A 16,386-nucleotide genomic window follows, 5' to 3' on the forward strand; every position below is an offset into this window, starting at 1 on the left:
TGCCACGCATGTACGTCGCCACACGGTCTATTGTTTCGGTCTTGCGTCCAAGTGCAATAACGCTTGCGTAGCGCAGTGGAACGCAGCCACTTTGGTGAACTGTTAGAAGAGGTGAGGAATGAGTTCCATCCCAGTGACTTATACGGCTCGCGGAGCGGTAAGACACGATCAACGCGAGGCGCAGGCCCCGCGTGAGGTGGGTTACTCCTCGCAACGCGGCGACCCGCAGGCCAATCCACAATTGAAGCAAGACCTGTCGCGTGCGCCCGTGCGTGCGGCGCGGCTCAAGGCCCCACGCGTGCCGATCGGTGTGCACATTGCGAACACCGGGCTGCAGGCAGCGCGCTTTGCCACCTCTGCGGTCGCAGGGCCTGCCGAAGCCGCAGTTCTGGACGCGGTGCATGCGCCCGCTGCGGCGGCATATGAATATGCAAAAGGGGAGGTGTCCTGGAAAAAGAATGCGGGTGTCACGCTTGCGCCGGCCTTGGCCTACGCCGTGGTGATGGGCACGCTGTCTGCCGTGCAGTATCTGGCGAACCGGTACCTGCAAGCGCAGTCGCAGACGAGTGTCAGCAAGGCCGACAGGGCGAAAGAGTTGGGCGTCACCAAAGCATGTCTGGACGCGGCCGTTGCCATGGTGAACAAGGGGGAGGTGGCCGGTCCCGGGGGTGAGATGACCGAAGAAGAGGCAGCTGCGCTGGCAGCAGATCTTCAGAACCTGGCAACCGCAGACCGTTCCCGGCTGCCGCCAGAGCTCTGGCGCGCTGCCAGCGGCGTTGGCGACGACGCCTGCGCATTGGTTACTCAACTGCTCTTGGCCGCAAGAGCCCGCGCGTCTGCAGAGGCGTCTGCATCGTACGGCAGTTGAAAGGTGATCCCACGCGTTGCTGGTTGGAGTGGCGGGCCACGCATGCCCTGCCGGGTTTTCCGAACTACACCGGCGCAGACTTCAAAATCCCAGACAAACTCTCGCGCAGGATCAACTGCAGATGCATGCGGTTGAGTTCCATGCCGCTGGTCATCACGTTGTGCAGGCCGCCGCACATGGCGGCCACGGCGAAGACGCGGGCCTGGAATTCCTGCTCGCTGCTGGCCGGGTCGGCGTGGCCGCGTAGCAGGCGTTTGAGCAGGGCGCTGAGGTGCTCGATCAGCGAGGCGCTCTGCCTGCGCATGAAGGCGGCCAGCACCGGGTCGCGCAGGGTGGCCAGGTGCAGCTCCAGGTCGATGCGGGTGCGCTTGATGTTGATTTCCTGCAGCAGCCATTCTTCGAGCAGGCCGGCGATGAAATCCACCACGTGCACGTTGGCGGGGCGTTCCACCAGCCACATCTGGCGGATGGCGCGCATGTAGTTGCGCTCCAGCAAGGCGCGCACCAGCGCGTCCTTGTCTTCGAATCGCTGCAGCAGGCAGCCGCAGCTGACCTTGGCACGCTCGGCAATCAGTTCGAAGCTGGTGGCGCCCAGGCCGGTGGCGTCGATGCATTGCTCGGCGGCGTCCAGCACCTCTTCCAGCAGCAGTTCTTCGCGCTCTTTCGCCGTGCGCAACAGCAGAACGTTGGACATGGGCAGCAGGGTGGCGGGGGGCTGCAGTATACCGGCGCGGCGTTATTGCCCCGTTGTGCCTGCTTGTCGGTGTGCTGTGTTGCGCGTGTTGCTGAAACGCCTGCAGGCAATGGGTGATCGACCACGTTTTCACGGGCGTTGTGCGACACGTGGGGCTGATTTGTGCAGGAGATGGATGTGAGTGAGAAAAGTGCGGTGGCTGGCGTGTCGACCCAGTGGCCCGAGCGGTTGTGGGTGGTGCGGCATGGGCAGAGTTCGGGCAACGTGGCGCGCGATGTGGCAGAGGCGCATGGCCATGCAGTGATCGATCTGGAACATCGCGATGCGGATGTGCCGCTGTCGGCGTTGGGCGAGCGGCAGGCGCATGCGTTGGGCACGTGGATGTCGGGTCTGCCGCAGCGCGAGCGGCCCACGGTGGTGCTGTGTTCGCCCTATGTGCGTGCGCGCCAGACCGCCACAGCGGTGGTGCGCGCGCTGGGCCACGGCGACGATATGCTCAGCATCGACGAGCGCCTGCGCGAGAAGGAGTTCGGCGTGCTCGACCGTTACACCACGGCCGGCATCCTCGCGACGTTTCCGGAGCTGGCCGAGCAACGCAAGTTGGTAGGCAAGTTTTATTTCCGCCCTCCCGGTGGCGAGAGTTGGTGCGATGTGATCTTCCGGCTGCGCGCGGTGGTTGGCGATCTGCAGCGAAATCATGTGGGCGCGCGCGTATTGATCGTGGGGCATCAGGTGATCGTCAATTGTTTCCGTTATCTGGCCGAACGCATGGATGAGGCCACGATTCTGGGCATCGACCGCGAAGGCGAGGTGCCCAACTGCGGTGTCACCGAATACGTGGCCGGCCGCGAGGGGCAGGCGTTGCACCTGGTGCGGACCAACTTCGTCTCGCCCGAGCTTGCCGATGAGCCGGTGACCACCGAATCCGACCGCCCGGCCGGAGCACGCTGATGGCCATCGCACGCGTCCGCACGCTCAGCGCCGCCGCATTGCGCGCGCTGCCGCTGCCATCGCCCGGTGGCGACAAGGAGCAACGTGGGCGCGTATTGATCGTGGGTGGGTCGATGCGTGTGCCGGGCGCGGCGCTGCTGGCCGGCGAGGCGGCACTGCGCGCAGGTGCGGGCAAGTTGCAGATCGCCACCGCTGCGAGCGTGGCGCCCGGCATGGCGTTGGCGGTGCCGGAGGCCCTGGTGCTGGGATTGGCGCAGAACGGGCAGGGCGAAATTACGCGTGGGCATCGTGCACTGGATGCGGCATTGGAGGCCTGCGATGCGGCGGTGATCGGGCCGGGGATGGCGTCGTCGGCGACCACCGCTGCGTTGGTGAAACGCGCGGCTGAAAAAGCGGTTTGCACGTTGGTGCTGGATGCGGGAGCGTTGTCGGGCGGCTTGCGTGCGCCGGTTGGGCGGCCATTCGTATTGACGCCGCATGCGGGCGAGATGGCGGCGTTGGCTGGAGACGACAAGGCAGCGATAGAAGCGGCGCCGGGCGCGTACGCGCTGACCTATGCGAAGAAATTGCGCAGTGTGGTGATTGTCAAAGGCGCGGACAGTTTTATTGCCGGGCCGGAGGGTGCGCTGTGGGTGCATCGCGGTGGTGCGTCCGGGTTGGGGACGTCCGGGTCTGGCGATGTGCTGGCGGGATTGATCGCCGGGTTTGCCGCGCGTGGCTGCGATGCGTTGACGGCTGCGTTATGGGGGGTGTTTGTGCATGCGGCGGCGGGGAAGCAGCTGTCGAAACGGATTGGGACGGTGGGGTTTCTGGCGCGTGAGCTTGGGGTGGAAGTGCCGGGGATTTTGGATCGGTTATCGCGGGCTGCGCGGTAGTCGGCTCGCGGACGATTTGAGTTGTTGTCCTGTTGAGCGAGAGGGGCTGGCTTGCGTGCCACTGGCGCGCGTGTCTGGGAGCAACGCGCGGGCGGTGGTGACTACGGGTGTTGGGGACGTGTTGTCCTGGTCGGCATCTCTGTTGCTGTGTTGGTTGACGGGCTGGCCACCAGTCCGTGCAGGCGTACCCTCATCCGGCCCTTCGGGCCACCTTCTCCCGAGGGGAGAAGGGAGCGTCCGGTGGTAGAAGGATGCATGGTTGCGCTCGTTTTTCGTGCGATGTTGCGGCGCGTTGGTCGGTTAGGCTTGCTCACCAACCTGGGAGGGTGCACGGTGAAGCGAACGATTGCGTGGTCGATGGTGGGGGTTTTGGGGGTCTGGGGCGCTGCGACTGAAATGGTGTTGGCATCTGCATCTGCATCTGCATTAACAGCAACAACAGCGACAACAACTGCAGCAACAACAAGTGCAGCAACAACAAGTGCAGCAGCAACAAGTGCAGCAGCAACAAGTGCAGCAACAACCGCAGTAACGCCGATTCCGATGCCGACATCGACGACATCATCTGTCTCTACACCTGCATCGAAAGTGGTGGATGCCGCAGTTGCGGATGCTGCTACTCAGCCAGCAGCACTCGCCGGCGCACTACGCGTCTACACCACCGCCCAAGGCGCAACGCAGCAGATGCGTGTCAGCACCGTCGAGGCACTCAAGACCGGGCATGCGTTGACGGAGAAAGAGAACAGCATCTTCGTCAATCCGCAGCACCGCTTTCAGGAAGTGCTGGGCATTGGCGGGGCGATCACCGATTCCAGTGCGGAGACCTTCGCCAGGCTGCCCAAGCGTGCGCAGCGCGAACTGCTCACTGCCTACTACGATCCGCAAAAAGGCATCGGCTACACGCTGGCGCGCACCACCATCCATAGCTCCGATTTCAGCAGCGCCAGCTACACCTACATCAAGGAGGGCGATGCGGCGCTGAAGAGCTTTTCGGTCAAGCACGATCAGCGCTATCGCATCCCGATGTTGCGCCAGGCCATCGCAGCGGCCGGCGGCAAGTTGACGACATTTGCCAGCCCCTGGAGTGCGCCGGCCTTCATGAAAGACAGCAACACCATGCTCAAGGGCGGCAAGCTATTGCCCGCGTATGCGCAGGCCTGGGCCACGTACTACACACGCTTCATTGCGGCCTACGAAAAAGCCGGCATTCCGATCTGGGGCATCAGTTTGCAGAACGAGCCGATGGCGGTGCAGACCTGGGAGTCGATGCAGTTTTCTGCGGAAGAAGAACGCGATTTCCTCAAAAACCACCTCGGGCCCACCATGGCAAAAGCCGGCTATGGCGATCGCAAGATCATCGTATGGGACCACAACCGCGACATGATGGTGCACCGCGCGCATGTGATCTTCGATGACCCGGAAGCGGCCAAGTATGCGTGGGGCATGGGCTTTCATTGGTACGAGACCTGGGCTGGGTTCGCGCCGATGGTGGAGAACGTGGCGGCGGTGGCGCAGGCGTACCCGGACAAGCATCTGCTGCTCACCGAGGCGGCGGTAGAAAAGTTCGACCCCGCCAAGTTGCAGTACTGGCCCAATGGCGAGCGCTATGGCACCGCCATCATCAACGACCTCAATCATGGAGCGGTAGGGTGGACCGACTGGAACATCCTGCTCGACCAAAACGGCGGCCCCAACCATGTGGGCAATTACTGCTTTGCACCGGTGCATGCCGACACGCGCACGGGTGAGGTGACTTACACGCCGAGCTATTGGTATATCGGCCATTTTTCCAAATTCATCCGGCCGGGTGCGCAGCGGGTGAGTGCGGCCAGTAGCCGTAGCAATCTGATGACCACTGCATTTGCGAACCGCGATCGCTCACTGGCGACGGTGGTGATGAATGCCAGCGATGTGGCGATCCGCTACAACCTGTATGTGGGCGAGGCATCGAGCGAGTTGGAGATCCCGGCGCATGCGATCCAGACGGTGGTGATGACGCGGTAAACGTGGAGGGTGGTCGCAGTGTTGGTGGGAGATTGCGTACCCTCATCCGCCCTTCGGGCACCTTCTCCCGGCGGGAGAAGGGGAGCTTTCGTGTGATGGAAGCCGGCGGTGATTCACCGGTCGACCTACGTTGCGCATCCGGCTTCCGGATGCATCGCCAGTCGATGCAGCCGCCAGCATCAGAACGCCACTAGACAAGTCTTGCCGATCGCTGCGCGCAGCGATCGGCCAGGTTCTGGTGGCGCTACGGCGGAAGCTCGCTTTCTGTTGGCTCAGGACAGCCTGTTGGCTCAGGACAGCAGCAGACCACCGGTGGCACCGAATACTTCGCCAGTGACATAGCTGGATTCCTGCGAAGCCAGGATCACATACAGCGGCGCCATCTCCACCGGCTGGCCAGCACGCTTGAGCGGGGTTTCCGAGCCGAAATCGGGAATCTTCTCCGGCGGTTGGCCACCGCTGGGTTGCAGTGGGGTCCACACCGGGCCGGGTGCGACCGCGTTGACGCGGATGCCCTTTTCGGCAACCTGCTGGGCCAGGCCCTTGGTGAAGTTGACGATAGCGGCCTTGGTGGAGGCGTAGTCGATCAGGGTTGCCGAGGGCTGGTAGGACTGGATCGAGCCGGTGTTGATGATGGATGCACCTGGCGGCAGATGCGGAATGGCCGCCTTGCATAGCCAGAACATCGCGTAGACGTTGGTCCTGTAGGTGGCGTCGAACTGCTCGGTGGTGATGTCGGCGATGTCTTTCACCGCGGTCTGCTTGCCGGCGATGTTGACCAGCAGATCCAGCCCGCCAAGTTCCTTGACCGCGCGTGCGACCAGTTCATTGCAGAACGCTTCGTCCTTGAGATCGCCCGGGATGCTGATGGCGGTGCGGCCTTCGGCCCGGATCAACTTCACCACCTCCGCCGCGTCCTGTTCCTCCTCCGGCAGGTAGTTCAGCACGATGTCGGCGCCTTCGCGTGCGTAGGCAATCGCGGTGGCGCGGCCGATGCCCGAATCGGCGCCGGTGATCAGCGCCTTGCGGCCCTTCAGGCGGCCGAAGCCCTGGTAGCTCTGCTCGCCGTGGTCGGCCTTGGGCTGCAATGCATGGATGGTGCCTGGCGCTTCCTGGGTTTGCTCGGGGAATTTGGGCTGCGGAAATTGGGTGAGCGGGTTCTGCATTTCGTACTGGTTCTTGGTGCTGGACATGCACTGGCTCCTGCATTGGGGGATGGCAGGGCCGCAGCGTGCTGCGGCCTGATGCAGAGCAGTCTGGAAACCACCGCGATGCGTGCGGGTGAAAGAATGTTGTGCATGATGTGAACGCGTCAGGCAGATCGCATGCGAGCGAGGCTGCAGCGCCGTGCATGCACATTACGACCGGAGAACAGCAATGCAGTGTGTGGGAATCGATGGCGCCGGCAGCGGTTGGTTGGCGGTGTGGGAGGCAGACGATGGGCTGCAATTTGCCTGTTATCCGACAGTTGGCGCCTTGGCGAGCGCACTGCGCCACATCGATGTGCTCGGCGTGGATATTCCGATCGGCTTGAGCGAGCACGCGCCCCGCGCTGCGGATGCGCAGGCGCGGCGCTTTGTGGGCGGCAGACGCGCATGCAGCATCTTTGCCGCGCCGCTGCGCGGGATGTTGCATGCAAGCACGCAGGTGGAAGCCTCTGCGTTGCATCGGGTGCTGGATCACGACGGGCAGCGTGGCTTTGGCGTGCAGTCGTTTGCGCTGCTGTCGAAGATTCGCGACTGGGACAGCGCCTTGCGCGCCGATCCGGTATGGGCGGAGCGCGTATTCGAGGTGCACCCGGAAGTGTCGTTCGCCGCGCTCGCTGGCGGTCAGGGCCTGACGGCGGGAAAGAAGAGCAGTGCGGGCCACCAACAGCGAGCCGCCTTGCTGGGCCAGTGCTACGGCGCAAGGCAAGTCGCCGCATTGCTGGAGCGCGTGCCGCGTGCGCTGGCCAAGCCGGACGATGTGCTGGATGCCTTGGTGGCCTGCTGGAGTGTGCAGCGCATTGCCGCAGGCAGCGCCGGCAGCTTGCCGGCCGTGGTGGAGCGGGATGCCTGCGGATTGCGCATGGGCATCCACTACTGACTCAGTGCGTCTGGGTGGACATCGAATACGGCCGCTGTGCGGGGTCGGTGGCCCATTGCTGATTCGGCGTTGCCTGCATGCGAAAGCGCAGCTCGCCGCCGGCTTGAATCTGCTCGTGGGTGAGGTAGGCGCGGGTCAGTGGTTGGCCGTTGAGGGTAGCGCTGCCGATATAGGCGCGCGTTTTGCTCAATCCCTCGGCGATCACGCTGAAGCGCTTGCCGTTGGGCAGGTTGAGCGTGACGTGCGGCAGGAACGGGCGTCCGATGATGTATTGGTTGCTGCCTGGCGCGACCGGATAAAAACCCAGCGTGGTGAACACGTACCACGCCGACATCTGGCCTAGGTCATCGTTGCCGGCCAGCCCTTCCGGGCCGGCGTGGTATTGGCTGTCCATGATCTGGGTCAGCCGCGCCTGGGTGCGCCAGGGCTGGCCGGCGTAGGCATACAGATAGGCGACATGGTGGCTGGGCTCGTTGCCGTGCGCATACCAGCCGATCAGGCCGGTGATGTCTTCCATGTGCTCGAACACCTTGGGGTCGACCTTGGCATCGAACACCGCATCCAGGCGCGCCAGCAGTTTGTCGTCGCCGCCATGCGCGGCTGCCAGCCCGGCGACGTCCTGCGGCACGTACCACGAGTACTGCCAGGCATTGCCTTCGGTGTAGTCGCTGCCATAGCCGCTGGCGGATGGATCGAACGGTTCGCGGAAGTTGCCGGCGCGGGTGCGCGCGCGCATGTAGCCAGTAGCGGGATCGAAGGCGTGTTTCCAGTTGCTGGCGCGCTTGCTGAATTCTGCGGCGATGGCGGGCTTGCCGAGCCTGTCGGCCATGCGCGCGATGGTCCAGTCGTCGAAGGCATATTCCAGCGTCTTGGAGGCGGCTTCGCCTTCTTCGTCGATGGGCACATAGCCCAGCTCGCGGTACTGCGCGATACCGTCGTAGGGGCCGTAGTTGGCGCTGGCGACCATGGCCTCCAGCGCTTCGTTGGCATCGAAGCCGCCGATGCCTTTCATGTAGGCATCGGCAATCACCGGCACCGCGTGGTAGCCGATCATGCACCAGGTTTCCAGGCCGTGGAACGCCCAGACGGGGAGGATGCCGTAGGCGCTTTCGCGGCGCGAGGCGAGCAGGGAATTGACTACATCGCTAGTGCGTTGCGGCGGTTGCACCAAGGTGAGCAGCGGATGCAGGGCGCGGTAGGTGTCCCACAGCGAGAAGGTGGAGTAGTTGGTCCAGCCCTTGGCCTGATGCACGGCATTGTCCGGCCCGCGGTACTGGCCATCGCTGTCCATGAAGAGTGTGGGACCGAGCAGGGTGTGATACAGCGCGGTGTAGAGCTGGGTGCGTTGTTGCGGCGTGCCCTGCGCATCGATCGCCGACAGCGCCTGCGTCCATTGCGCGCGTGCATCGGCGCGTACGCGGTCGAAATCGAAGTCGGGTACTTCGGCCTGCAGATTGGCGATGGCGCCAGCTTCGCTGACCGGCGACAGCGCCACGGTGACCACCAGCGGGGTGCCGTCGTTTGCGACATCGAACACGCCCACCAGTTGCCGGCCTTCGATCTGTGCGCGCTGCGCGGGGTTCTTCTCGCCCGGCGGCGGAAAGCCCTTGTACGGGATGTCCTGCTCGGTGTCATGCAATTGCGTGGCGGTGAGCGGGCGCGAAAAACGCATGGCGAAATACAACTGCCGGCCCGGCGCCCAGCCGCGGGTTTCGCGAAAGCCGGTGACGGTGCCATCGCCGCGCACGCGCAGCCGCGACCACTGCACCTTGCCTGGGTAGTCGTACAGGCTGGTGCGCATGTCTACCAGTACGTGCGCCGGCTTGCCCTTGGGGAAGGCATAGCGATGCACGCCCACGCGCGTGCTGGCGGTGAGTTCGGCGCGGATAGCGCGGTCTTTCAGCGTCACCGCGTAATACCCGGGCTGCGCCTGCTCGCTGGCATGGTCGAACTGCGCGGTGTAGCCGCTGCCGGGTGTAGCGATATCGCCGCGTTCGAGTTTGACCTCGCCGGTTTGCGGCATCAGCAAGATATCGCCCAGGTCCGAATGCCCGGAGCCGGAAAAGTGCGTATGCGAGAAACCGACAATCGTGCTGTCGTCATGCCGGTAACCGGCGGCCCAGCCATAGGCCTCCTTGCGTGGTTTGATCTGCGTGTCCGGGCTCAGCTGCACCATGCCGAACGGCACCGTGGCGCCGGGATAGGTGTGACCTTCGCCACCGGTGCCGATAAACGGGTCCACCGCCTGGAAGCCAGCGTCTGCAACGCGTGGCGCAGCGATGCCGGCAGACGTGGCGAGGGTGGCAAACAGCGCCAGCCAGCGCAGAAGAGACAAGGCGATCGACCGATGCTGCATGCGGAAGGTTCCAAGCGGATGCAGCGCCGGACCGTAGCACAGCTGTCGGGCCTGATCGCGTGGCATCGTGCGCCTGCATCGTTGAGCTCGCTGGTCTGCACACAACGCGGTTGCCAAAGAAGAACTCAAAGCCGTACTGCTGAAATCGCGCAGACCGCCCGCATATCACGCAGATGGATCTGTTCGACGCTCCTTCCATGCCCTTGCAGGTGCTGCACGATGCCGAGGGTGGCGTGCGCTATTGGCCGCAGCTGCTGACGCCTTCGCTGGCGCAGGAATGCTTCGCCGCATTGCGTGAGGCAACCGACTGGCGCAGCCAACACCGCGAGATGTACGACCGCATCGTCGCGGTGCCGCGCATGCTTGCCTCGTATCGGCTGGATGCACCGCTGCCGCCGGGGTTGCCATTGCACACGCTGCTCGCGGCAGTGCAGGCCGTGCTGCCCGCGCCGTACAACGCCGTGGGGCTGAATCTGTATCGCGATGGCCGCGACAGTGTGGCAATGCATCACGACAAACTACAGACGCTGCTGGCGCCGCACCCGATTGCCTTGATCTCGTTGGGCGCGCCGCGCCGGATGCAGTTGCGGGTAAAAGACGGCAGCACACGTGCGATGGGTGTGGACCTGGCGTCCGGGAGCCTGCTGGCAATGAGCCATGCCTCGCAAGTCACCCACGAACACGGCATTCCCAAGACGGCCCGTGCGGTGGGCGAGCGCATCAGTGTGGTGTTGCGTGTGCGCCCGGCCGAGCGCATGGCTGCCGGGCAGCACGGCCCACATTGGGAGCCGGCGCAGAGATAGTGCGCACGGTTGCGGTTGATTGCTGCGTTGAGTTCGGTAGCGCGCCACTGGCCCGGTTCCTCCGCAAACGCTGCGCATGTCCTTGCACGGCAGCAGCTCTTGTTCGCGTGCGCGTGTGCCGCGTGTCATCGCCGGTCTTGCGCATTCGGGTGATTGCCATCGCCCTCACGGCTGGCCATGCTTGCATGCAGTCCCCCTCAGCGTCGCCATCCCATGTCCCTGGCCGATACCCGCCACCATCAGATGTTTCCCGAGCTGGACTCGGGCCAATTGGCGATCACGCGGCGTTTTGCCAGCGGGCCGGCGCAGCGTTTCGATGCGGGCGAGACCGTGTTCGAGGTCGGCGATGCGCATGCGCCGGTGTGGGTGGTGCTGCAAGGCGCCATCGAGGTGGTGCGCCGCGATGGGTTGGGTAACGAAAAGCCCATCACCTTGCATACGCCAGGCCAGTTCACCGGTGAGGTGAGCCAACTGGCCGGGCGCGCGTCGCTGGCCGGCGGACGCGCCGGGCCGGAAGGTTGCCTGGCATTGCCCTTCGACACCGCACATTTGCGCGCCTTATTGATCAGCTCGGTGGAAGTGGGCGAGGTGGTGATGCGCGCGTTGATCCTGCGCCGCGTGGGTTTGATCGAAGGCGATGCCTCGGGGTCGGTGTTGATCGGCGAACCGGACGACCCGCATCTGACCCGTTTGCAGGGCTTTTTGACCCGCAATGGCTACCCCAACACGGTGATGGATGTCTCCGATGAGGAAGGCCGCGCGTTGGTCGAGCGGTTGGGCATCCAGGAGCACGATTTGCCGGTGATGGTGTGTCCCAGCGGGCGCGTGTTGCGCCAGCCCAGCGATACCGAAGCCGCGCATTGCCTGGGCATGACCCCGGAGATCGACCCGGACAAGCGCTACGACGTGGCGATTGTCGGTGCCGGGCCGGCCGGCCTGGCCACCGCGGTGTATGCCGCCTCCGAAGGCTTGTCGGTGATGGTGCTGGACCAGCGTGCCATCGGCGGGCAGGCGGGTGCATCGGCACGCATCGAAAATTATCTGGGTTTTCCGACCGGGATTTCCGGCCAGGCCCTGGCCGGGCGCGCCTATAACCAGGCGCTGAAATTCGGCGCCGAACTGGCGATCCCGATCGAGGCCGGCACGCTGGAATGCGGGCGCGAAGACGGTGCGCTGAAGCTGGATCTTGCCGATGGCAAGCAGCTGCTGGCCAGCACCGTGGTGATCGCCTCAGGTGCGCGGTACCGGCGCCCCGAAATCGAAGGACTGGACCGTTTCGAAGGCCACGGGGTCTCGTACTGGGCCTCGCCGGTGGAAGCGCGGCTGTGCGAGGGCGGGGTGGTGGCGCTGGTGGGCGGTGGCAATTCGGCCGGCCAGGCGGTGGCGTTTCTGGCACCGCGGGTGAAGCAGCTGCACCTGATCATTCGAGGCGAAGGCCTGGAATCGTCGATGTCGCAATACCTGATCGAACGCATCGGGGCGTTGCCGAATGTGCAACTGCATACCGGCACCGAAGTGTCCGCACTGGAAGGCGACCCGGAGCGCGGTCTGCAGGCGGCGGTGTTGCGCACGCGCGCCGATCGGCAGACCACGCATGTGGAACTGCGGCATCTGTTTCTGTTTGTCGGTGCCGACCCCAACACCGGTTGGTTGCAGCAGTGCGTGGAGACCGATGCGCGCGGATTCGTCATCACCGGCACCACGCGCGGCGATGGTGTGCCGGCGTGCCTGCCGCTGGAAACCAATCGCCCGGGCGTGTTCGCCATCGGCGATGTGCGCGCCGGCTCGGTCAAGCGTGTGGCGGCCGCAGTGGGCGAGGGCGCTGCAGTGGTGGCGCAGATTCACCAGTACCTTGCGCACCAGGCCAACCCGGTGCCGGAGTCCGAACTTGCCACTGCCGCCCAGGAGTCCGCCACATCATGAGTGATCACTGCACGCATACCAGGCAGATTGCCGAGGTCACGCCGAGCGCGCGTGGCTGCGAAGACTGCTTGGCGATCGACAGCACCTGGGTGCATCTGCGCCTGTGCCGCAGTTGCGGCCATGTGGGCTGCTGCGATGATTCGCCGCACAAACACGCCACTGCGCATTACCACGCCACACACCACCCCATCATCGAAGGCTACGACCCGCCCGAAGGGTGGGGTTGGTGCTATGTGGACGAGGTGGAAGTGGCGTTGCCGGATCAGACGCCGCAGCTGGGGCCGATTCCGCGGTATGTGTGATTGGCGTCGCGGGGTGTTTGGCGGGGCGATGGGATCTGGCGCGCCGCCGGGATTCGGGAATTGGGATTGGGGATTCGTAAGCGCTTGGCTGCCGCGTTTTGATTGCCGTCTTGATTTTTGCTGGCACGTTGGATTGACCCGCTAATTCAATGCATCCCGGCGCCTGTGCGCAGTTACTCCGGCCAATGCACCTGCGGCAACACACTGATCTGCGGGCGGGCGAACAGATAGCCTTGTTGCAGGTGGATACCCATATCGCGCAAGGCGCGGTATTCGTCGGGGTGTTCGATGCCTTCGGCAATCACGGCGATGCCGAGTTCTTCGCACATGCGGGTGGTGTGGCGCACGATTGACTGGCGGCTGCGGTCGGCGTCGATGCCGCGCACCAGCGCGATGTCCAGCTTGAGCAGGTCGGGCTGGAAGTCGGCGAGCAGGCCGAGCCCGGAATAACCGGCGCCGAAGTCGTCGATGGCGGTCTTCAGGCCGCGCGCTTGATAGGTGCGCATGATGTCGAGCAGATGCGCCGGCTCGGCCAGGTGCTCCTGTTCGCTGACTTCGAAAATGATGGCGTCCAGCGGCCAGCCGTATTGCTCGGTGGCCGAGAGCGTGGCGCGCAGGCAGTGCTCGGGGTTGTAGACCGCATTGGGCATGAAGTTGATCGACAACAAGGCCGGCAGTGCGATCTGCGCGGCGCATTCGATCGCCTTGATGCGGCAGGCCTGATCGAAGGCGTAGCGGTTGCGCTCATCCACTGCGGCCAGGATGCTGCCGGCCGATTCGCCGTTAACGCCGCGCACCAGCGCTTCGCCGGCATAGACCGTGCGTGTGGACACATCGACGATGGGCTGGAACGCCATGGTGATGGCGGTGGGGAAGTCCTGGCCATCGCGGCAGGCATTGCAAACGGGAAGGGGCGGCATGGCTGAGCAATCGTGCGGCGTGGGGAAACTCTAGCGTTATCGACTGCAACAGCGTGTCATTGAGCCTGCACACATCATCGCGGCGTCCTCACCCTGCGTCTGGGCACGCTCGGCGATAATGCGCCATCGCTCGCATCGGACGCCCCATGACCGCTCTCACCGAACGTTACGCCCTGGCTGTGGATTACGCGCGCATCGCCCATGCCGGGCAGCTGCGCAAGGGCACGCAAATTCCGTATCTGAGCCATTTGCTGGGCGTGTCCACGCTGGTGCTGGAATGCGGCGGCGATGAGGAGCAGGCCATTGCCGGGCTGTTGCACGACGTGGTGGAAGACTGCGGCGGCGGCCATGAGGCCTCGATCCGCGCGCAGTTCGGCGATACCGTGGCCGACATCGTGATGGCGTGTACCGACGCCACTGCCGAAGACAAGGCCGAGGTGGACAACACCGAGCGCGCACGCAAACGCGATTGGCGCGAGCGCAAGTTGGCCTACCTGGAGCATCTGCGCAAGACCCCGGAGCGCGCGCTATTGGTATCGGGCTGCGACAAGCTCTATAACGCGCGCACCATCGTGCAGGACCTGGAAAACCCCGCCGTGGGCCAGGACATCTTCAACGTGTTCACTGCCGGGCGTGAGGGCACGCTGTGGTACTACGGTGAGCTGGAAGCCATCTTCCGCACGCGCGATGCGGCTACCGCACGGCTGTTCAGTGGCGTGGTGGCGCGCATGCAGGCATTGGCCGATACCGGCGAGCAGCCGGTGCCGGCGCATGCGTTGGGGTGATCGCGTTGTAGAGCGGCTGATCTGCGGGTTTGCTGCAGGGCCCTTGCCGTCCCACCATCGCGGGGCACGCCGCAAGTACGCCCTTGTAGCGTCATCGGTACGTTGGTTTGCGGCTGATTGCGGGTTTGCTGCAGGGTCCTTGCCGGCCCACCATCGCGGGACACGCCGCAAGTACGTCCTTGTAGCGTCATCGGCACGTTGGTTCGCGGCTGATCTGCGGGTTTGCTGCAGGGCCCTTGCCCGCCCACCGTCGCGGGACACGCCGCAAGTACGTCCGTGTAGCGTCATCGGCACGTTGGTTCGCGCCTGATCTGCGGATTTGCTGCAGGGCCCTTGCCCGCCCACCATCGCGGGACACGCCGCAAGTACGTCCGTGTAGCAACTGTGTTGATCAGGACCTCAACCCGCGACCTTTGAGCGGTTTCCTTCAGGCGCGTTCATCGGTAGGTGCCGGCCGCTGGCCGGCACGCTTTTTTGCGTTTGCGCATGGCCGTCAAATGCGCTCAGGCGGGCTGCATGGCGGCTCTTTCATCGCGCACGCGCGCATTGAGGATGACCAGCATCTTGCGCATCACCGCCACAAGGGCGACCTTGCCCTCCTTGCCGCGTGCCCGCAGCGCTCTGTAAAAATCGCGCAGACGTGGCTCGTGCCGAGCTGAGGACATGGCCGCCATATACAGCGCCTGTCGGATGTCGGCTCGGCCTCCGCCAATCCCCCGTTTACCTCGCATCGCGCCGCTGTCGCGCGAGAGCGGGGCAACGCCAACCAATCGGGATATCTGCTTTCCGCTGAGCGTCCCAAGCTCTGGTAACCGGCACGCCAGCACGGCCAGCAGCACCGGACCGACCCCTTTGAGCGTCTTCAACGCAGCCAGGTGCGGTTGCTCGGTGAGTAGCGTCTTCAGCTGCCCGGCGATCAGTTTGTCTAACCGCGCCACACTGCGCACAAGCTGGTTCACGTTGCCCTGCAGCAGCTTGCGCAGCGCTTTTTCCGCAACCTGCAGCAGCTGCTGCCTTGCTGTTTTCAACAGATCCACCAGTTGCCGACGGGCACGCACATGCTCGCCCAGATCGCGCTGCCATGGTTCCAGTGGAACATACTGATGGAGCTCCATCTTCTCGGCCATGCAGGCCAACATGGCGGCGTCCAGCCGGTCGGTCTTGGCCAGTCCCAAACCGTTGGCCAAGTTGCGTGCCCGTTGCGCATTGACGCGCGCCACCGGCAATGCGGCGTGATGCAAGGCATCCAGCGCTGCCAGCTCGTAGCCCCCGGTCGCCTCCAGCACCACCTGCCGCACCGACAGCGTATTCAGCCAATCGACAAGCTTCCGATGACCGCCTGCGGTGTTGGTGAACTGACGGGTCTGGCCTCGAAAAACCGCAACGTCAAGAGAGTGTTTGCACACATCGATCCCGATTCCGCTCATGGGAAATCTCCGCTAGGCTAGAAATGTCGAGAGCTCCCTCGCCTGCCCAGTCTTATCGTTTCGAGTGTCACCTCGGGCAACTGTTCGGGCGAATCAAGGGAGAATCCGGCGTGGGTACCAAGCTACACGGCGATCGCTGAGATCCAGGCTCTCACGGTGGCCCACGCCGGCTCTCGACACCTAAACTGCCAGATTCCGAACAGATAAGGCTCTTACGCGGCATCCATGCCGCGTAAGGTCCCGCGACGGTGGGCGGGCAAGGACCAGTCGAGATGGTGGGTGTGTATGGTTAAAAGCAATGCATAGCGTGCTTCTGACTCGATAGCTCACCTGTAGTTCTGCTACCCGCACCAGCAAGCCGCGATTCGCGAGACCACCAGCTTTTACTCAGCT

The 16,386-nt window shown here is 64.2% G+C and carries 14 protein-coding genes; 9 read left to right on the forward strand and 5 right to left on the reverse strand.

From position 1 onward, the window contains the following. Nucleotides 1–118: 118 nt before the first annotated feature. A complete protein-coding gene (gene xopAV / locus NMB96_RS12170) occupies nt 119–868 on the forward strand; it encodes a type III secretion system effector XopAV (RefSeq protein WP_255084942.1) in 750 nt (249 codons plus the stop codon). A gap of 64 nt (nt 869–932) precedes the next feature. Here xopAV and NMB96_RS12175 read toward each other — a convergent pair whose 3' ends face one another. Beyond that, nucleotides 933–1,562, reverse strand: coding sequence for a TetR/AcrR family transcriptional regulator (locus tag NMB96_RS12175; RefSeq protein ID WP_023903001.1), 630 nt, complete (start codon nt 1,560–1,562; stop codon nt 933–935). Between the two features lie 171 nt (nt 1,563–1,733). Between NMB96_RS12175 and NMB96_RS12180 the strand changes: the two genes are divergently transcribed. From NMB96_RS12180 to NMB96_RS12190, 3 genes are all read left to right on the forward strand, one after another. Beyond that, nucleotides 1,734–2,513 (forward strand): histidine phosphatase family protein, encoded by a 780-nt coding sequence (locus tag NMB96_RS12180; protein WP_023903002.1) that lies wholly within the window; start codon nt 1,734–1,736, stop codon nt 2,511–2,513. Continuing rightward, complete coding sequence (locus NMB96_RS12185; protein WP_023903003.1) at nt 2,513–3,388, forward strand: NAD(P)H-hydrate dehydratase; 876 nt, start codon at nt 2,513–2,515, stop codon at nt 3,386–3,388. Before NMB96_RS12180 ends, NMB96_RS12185 begins: the two co-directional genes overlap by 1 nt. A 543-nt stretch (nt 3,389–3,931) precedes the next feature. Beyond that, nucleotides 3,932–5,392: a glycoside hydrolase family 30 protein gene (locus NMB96_RS12190; RefSeq protein ID WP_255084943.1), complete on the forward strand. Its 1,461-nt coding sequence runs from the start codon at nt 3,932–3,934 to the stop codon at nt 5,390–5,392. Between the two features lie 290 nt (nt 5,393–5,682). On the opposite strand, the gene NMB96_RS12195 is transcribed toward NMB96_RS12190, so the two are convergent. Further along, entirely contained in the window at nt 5,683–6,585 is a 903-nt protein-coding gene (locus tag NMB96_RS12195) for an SDR family oxidoreductase (protein ID WP_023903005.1), read from the reverse strand. Nucleotides 6,586–6,769: 184 nt separating this feature from the next. Here NMB96_RS12195 and NMB96_RS12200 point away from each other — a divergent pair, with 184 nt between their 5' ends. Then, entirely contained in the window at nt 6,770–7,477 is a 708-nt protein-coding gene (locus tag NMB96_RS12200) for a DUF429 domain-containing protein (protein ID WP_043889002.1), read from the forward strand. A gap of 1 nt (nt 7,478) precedes the next feature. On the opposite strand, the gene NMB96_RS12205 is transcribed toward NMB96_RS12200, so the two are convergent. Continuing rightward, complete coding sequence (locus tag NMB96_RS12205; RefSeq protein ID WP_183086855.1) at nt 7,479–9,833, reverse strand: GH92 family glycosyl hydrolase; 2,355 nt, start codon at nt 9,831–9,833, stop codon at nt 7,479–7,481. Nucleotides 9,834–10,006: 173 nt separating this feature from the next. Here NMB96_RS12205 and NMB96_RS12210 point away from each other — a divergent pair, with 173 nt between their 5' ends. From NMB96_RS12210 to NMB96_RS12220, 3 genes are all read left to right on the forward strand, one after another. Then, the gene (locus tag NMB96_RS12210) at nt 10,007–10,636 is read left to right on the forward strand and encodes an alpha-ketoglutarate-dependent dioxygenase AlkB (RefSeq protein ID WP_023903008.1); all 630 of its coding nucleotides are present in this window, start codon (nt 10,007–10,009) and stop codon (nt 10,634–10,636) included. Nucleotides 10,637–10,849: 213 nt separating this feature from the next. Beyond that, a complete protein-coding gene (locus NMB96_RS12215; RefSeq protein ID WP_043889003.1) occupies nt 10,850–12,559 on the forward strand; it encodes an FAD-dependent oxidoreductase in 1,710 nt (569 codons plus the stop codon). Next, the gene (locus NMB96_RS12220; protein ID WP_023903010.1) at nt 12,556–12,861 is read left to right on the forward strand and encodes a UBP-type zinc finger domain-containing protein; all 306 of its coding nucleotides are present in this window, start codon (nt 12,556–12,558) and stop codon (nt 12,859–12,861) included. Before NMB96_RS12215 ends, NMB96_RS12220 begins: the two co-directional genes overlap by 4 nt. 173 nt (nt 12,862–13,034) lie before the next feature. Here NMB96_RS12220 and NMB96_RS12225 read toward each other — a convergent pair whose 3' ends face one another. Beyond that, on the reverse strand, nt 13,035–13,781 hold the full coding sequence (locus NMB96_RS12225; protein WP_023903011.1) for an EAL domain-containing protein: 747 nt from the start codon (nt 13,779–13,781) through the stop codon (nt 13,035–13,037). Between the two features lie 146 nt (nt 13,782–13,927). Here NMB96_RS12225 and NMB96_RS12230 point away from each other — a divergent pair, with 146 nt between their 5' ends. Next, a complete protein-coding gene (locus tag NMB96_RS12230; protein ID WP_023903012.1) occupies nt 13,928–14,566 on the forward strand; it encodes an HD domain-containing protein in 639 nt (212 codons plus the stop codon). A 503-nt stretch (nt 14,567–15,069) separates the two neighbouring features. Here NMB96_RS12230 and NMB96_RS12235 read toward each other — a convergent pair. Then, nucleotides 15,070–15,993, reverse strand: a complete 924-nt coding sequence (locus tag NMB96_RS12235) for an IS110 family RNA-guided transposase (protein WP_183086592.1) — start codon at nt 15,991–15,993, stop codon at nt 15,070–15,072. Nucleotides 15,994–16,386: the final 393 nt, after the last annotated feature.

The sequence above is a fragment of the Xanthomonas hortorum genome, assembly GCF_024339125.1.
Taxonomy (GTDB): domain Bacteria; phylum Pseudomonadota; class Gammaproteobacteria; order Xanthomonadales; family Xanthomonadaceae; genus Xanthomonas; species Xanthomonas hortorum.

Bases quoted from the DNA above. Each gene is read 5' to 3' on its own strand.
- xopAV (WP_255084942.1), top strand. From the start codon at position 119: ATGAGTTCCATCCCAGTGACTTATACGGCTCGCGGAGCGGTAAGACAC.
- NMB96_RS12175 (WP_023903001.1), bottom strand. From the start codon at position 1,562: ATGTCCAACGTTCTGCTGTTGCGCACGGCGAAAGAGCGCGAAGAACTG.
- NMB96_RS12180 (WP_023903002.1), top strand. From the start codon at position 1,734: ATGGATGTGAGTGAGAAAAGTGCGGTGGCTGGCGTGTCGACCCAGTGG.
- NMB96_RS12185 (WP_023903003.1), top strand. From the start codon at position 2,513: ATGGCCATCGCACGCGTCCGCACGCTCAGCGCCGCCGCATTGCGCGCG.
- NMB96_RS12190 (WP_255084943.1), top strand. From the start codon at position 3,932: ATGCCGACATCGACGACATCATCTGTCTCTACACCTGCATCGAAAGTG.
- NMB96_RS12195 (WP_023903005.1), bottom strand. From the start codon at position 6,585: ATGTCCAGCACCAAGAACCAGTACGAAATGCAGAACCCGCTCACCCAA.
- NMB96_RS12200 (WP_043889002.1), top strand. From the start codon at position 6,770: ATGCAGTGTGTGGGAATCGATGGCGCCGGCAGCGGTTGGTTGGCGGTG.
- NMB96_RS12205 (WP_183086855.1), bottom strand. From the start codon at position 9,833: ATGCAGCATCGGTCGATCGCCTTGTCTCTTCTGCGCTGGCTGGCGCTG.
- NMB96_RS12210 (WP_023903008.1), top strand. From the start codon at position 10,007: ATGGATCTGTTCGACGCTCCTTCCATGCCCTTGCAGGTGCTGCACGAT.
- NMB96_RS12215 (WP_043889003.1), top strand. From the start codon at position 10,850: ATGTCCCTGGCCGATACCCGCCACCATCAGATGTTTCCCGAGCTGGAC.
- NMB96_RS12220 (WP_023903010.1), top strand. From the start codon at position 12,556: ATGAGTGATCACTGCACGCATACCAGGCAGATTGCCGAGGTCACGCCG.
- NMB96_RS12225 (WP_023903011.1), bottom strand. From the start codon at position 13,781: ATGCCGCCCCTTCCCGTTTGCAATGCCTGCCGCGATGGCCAGGACTTC.
- NMB96_RS12230 (WP_023903012.1), top strand. From the start codon at position 13,928: ATGACCGCTCTCACCGAACGTTACGCCCTGGCTGTGGATTACGCGCGC.
- NMB96_RS12235 (WP_183086592.1), bottom strand. From the start codon at position 15,993: ATGAGCGGAATCGGGATCGATGTGTGCAAACACTCTCTTGACGTTGCG.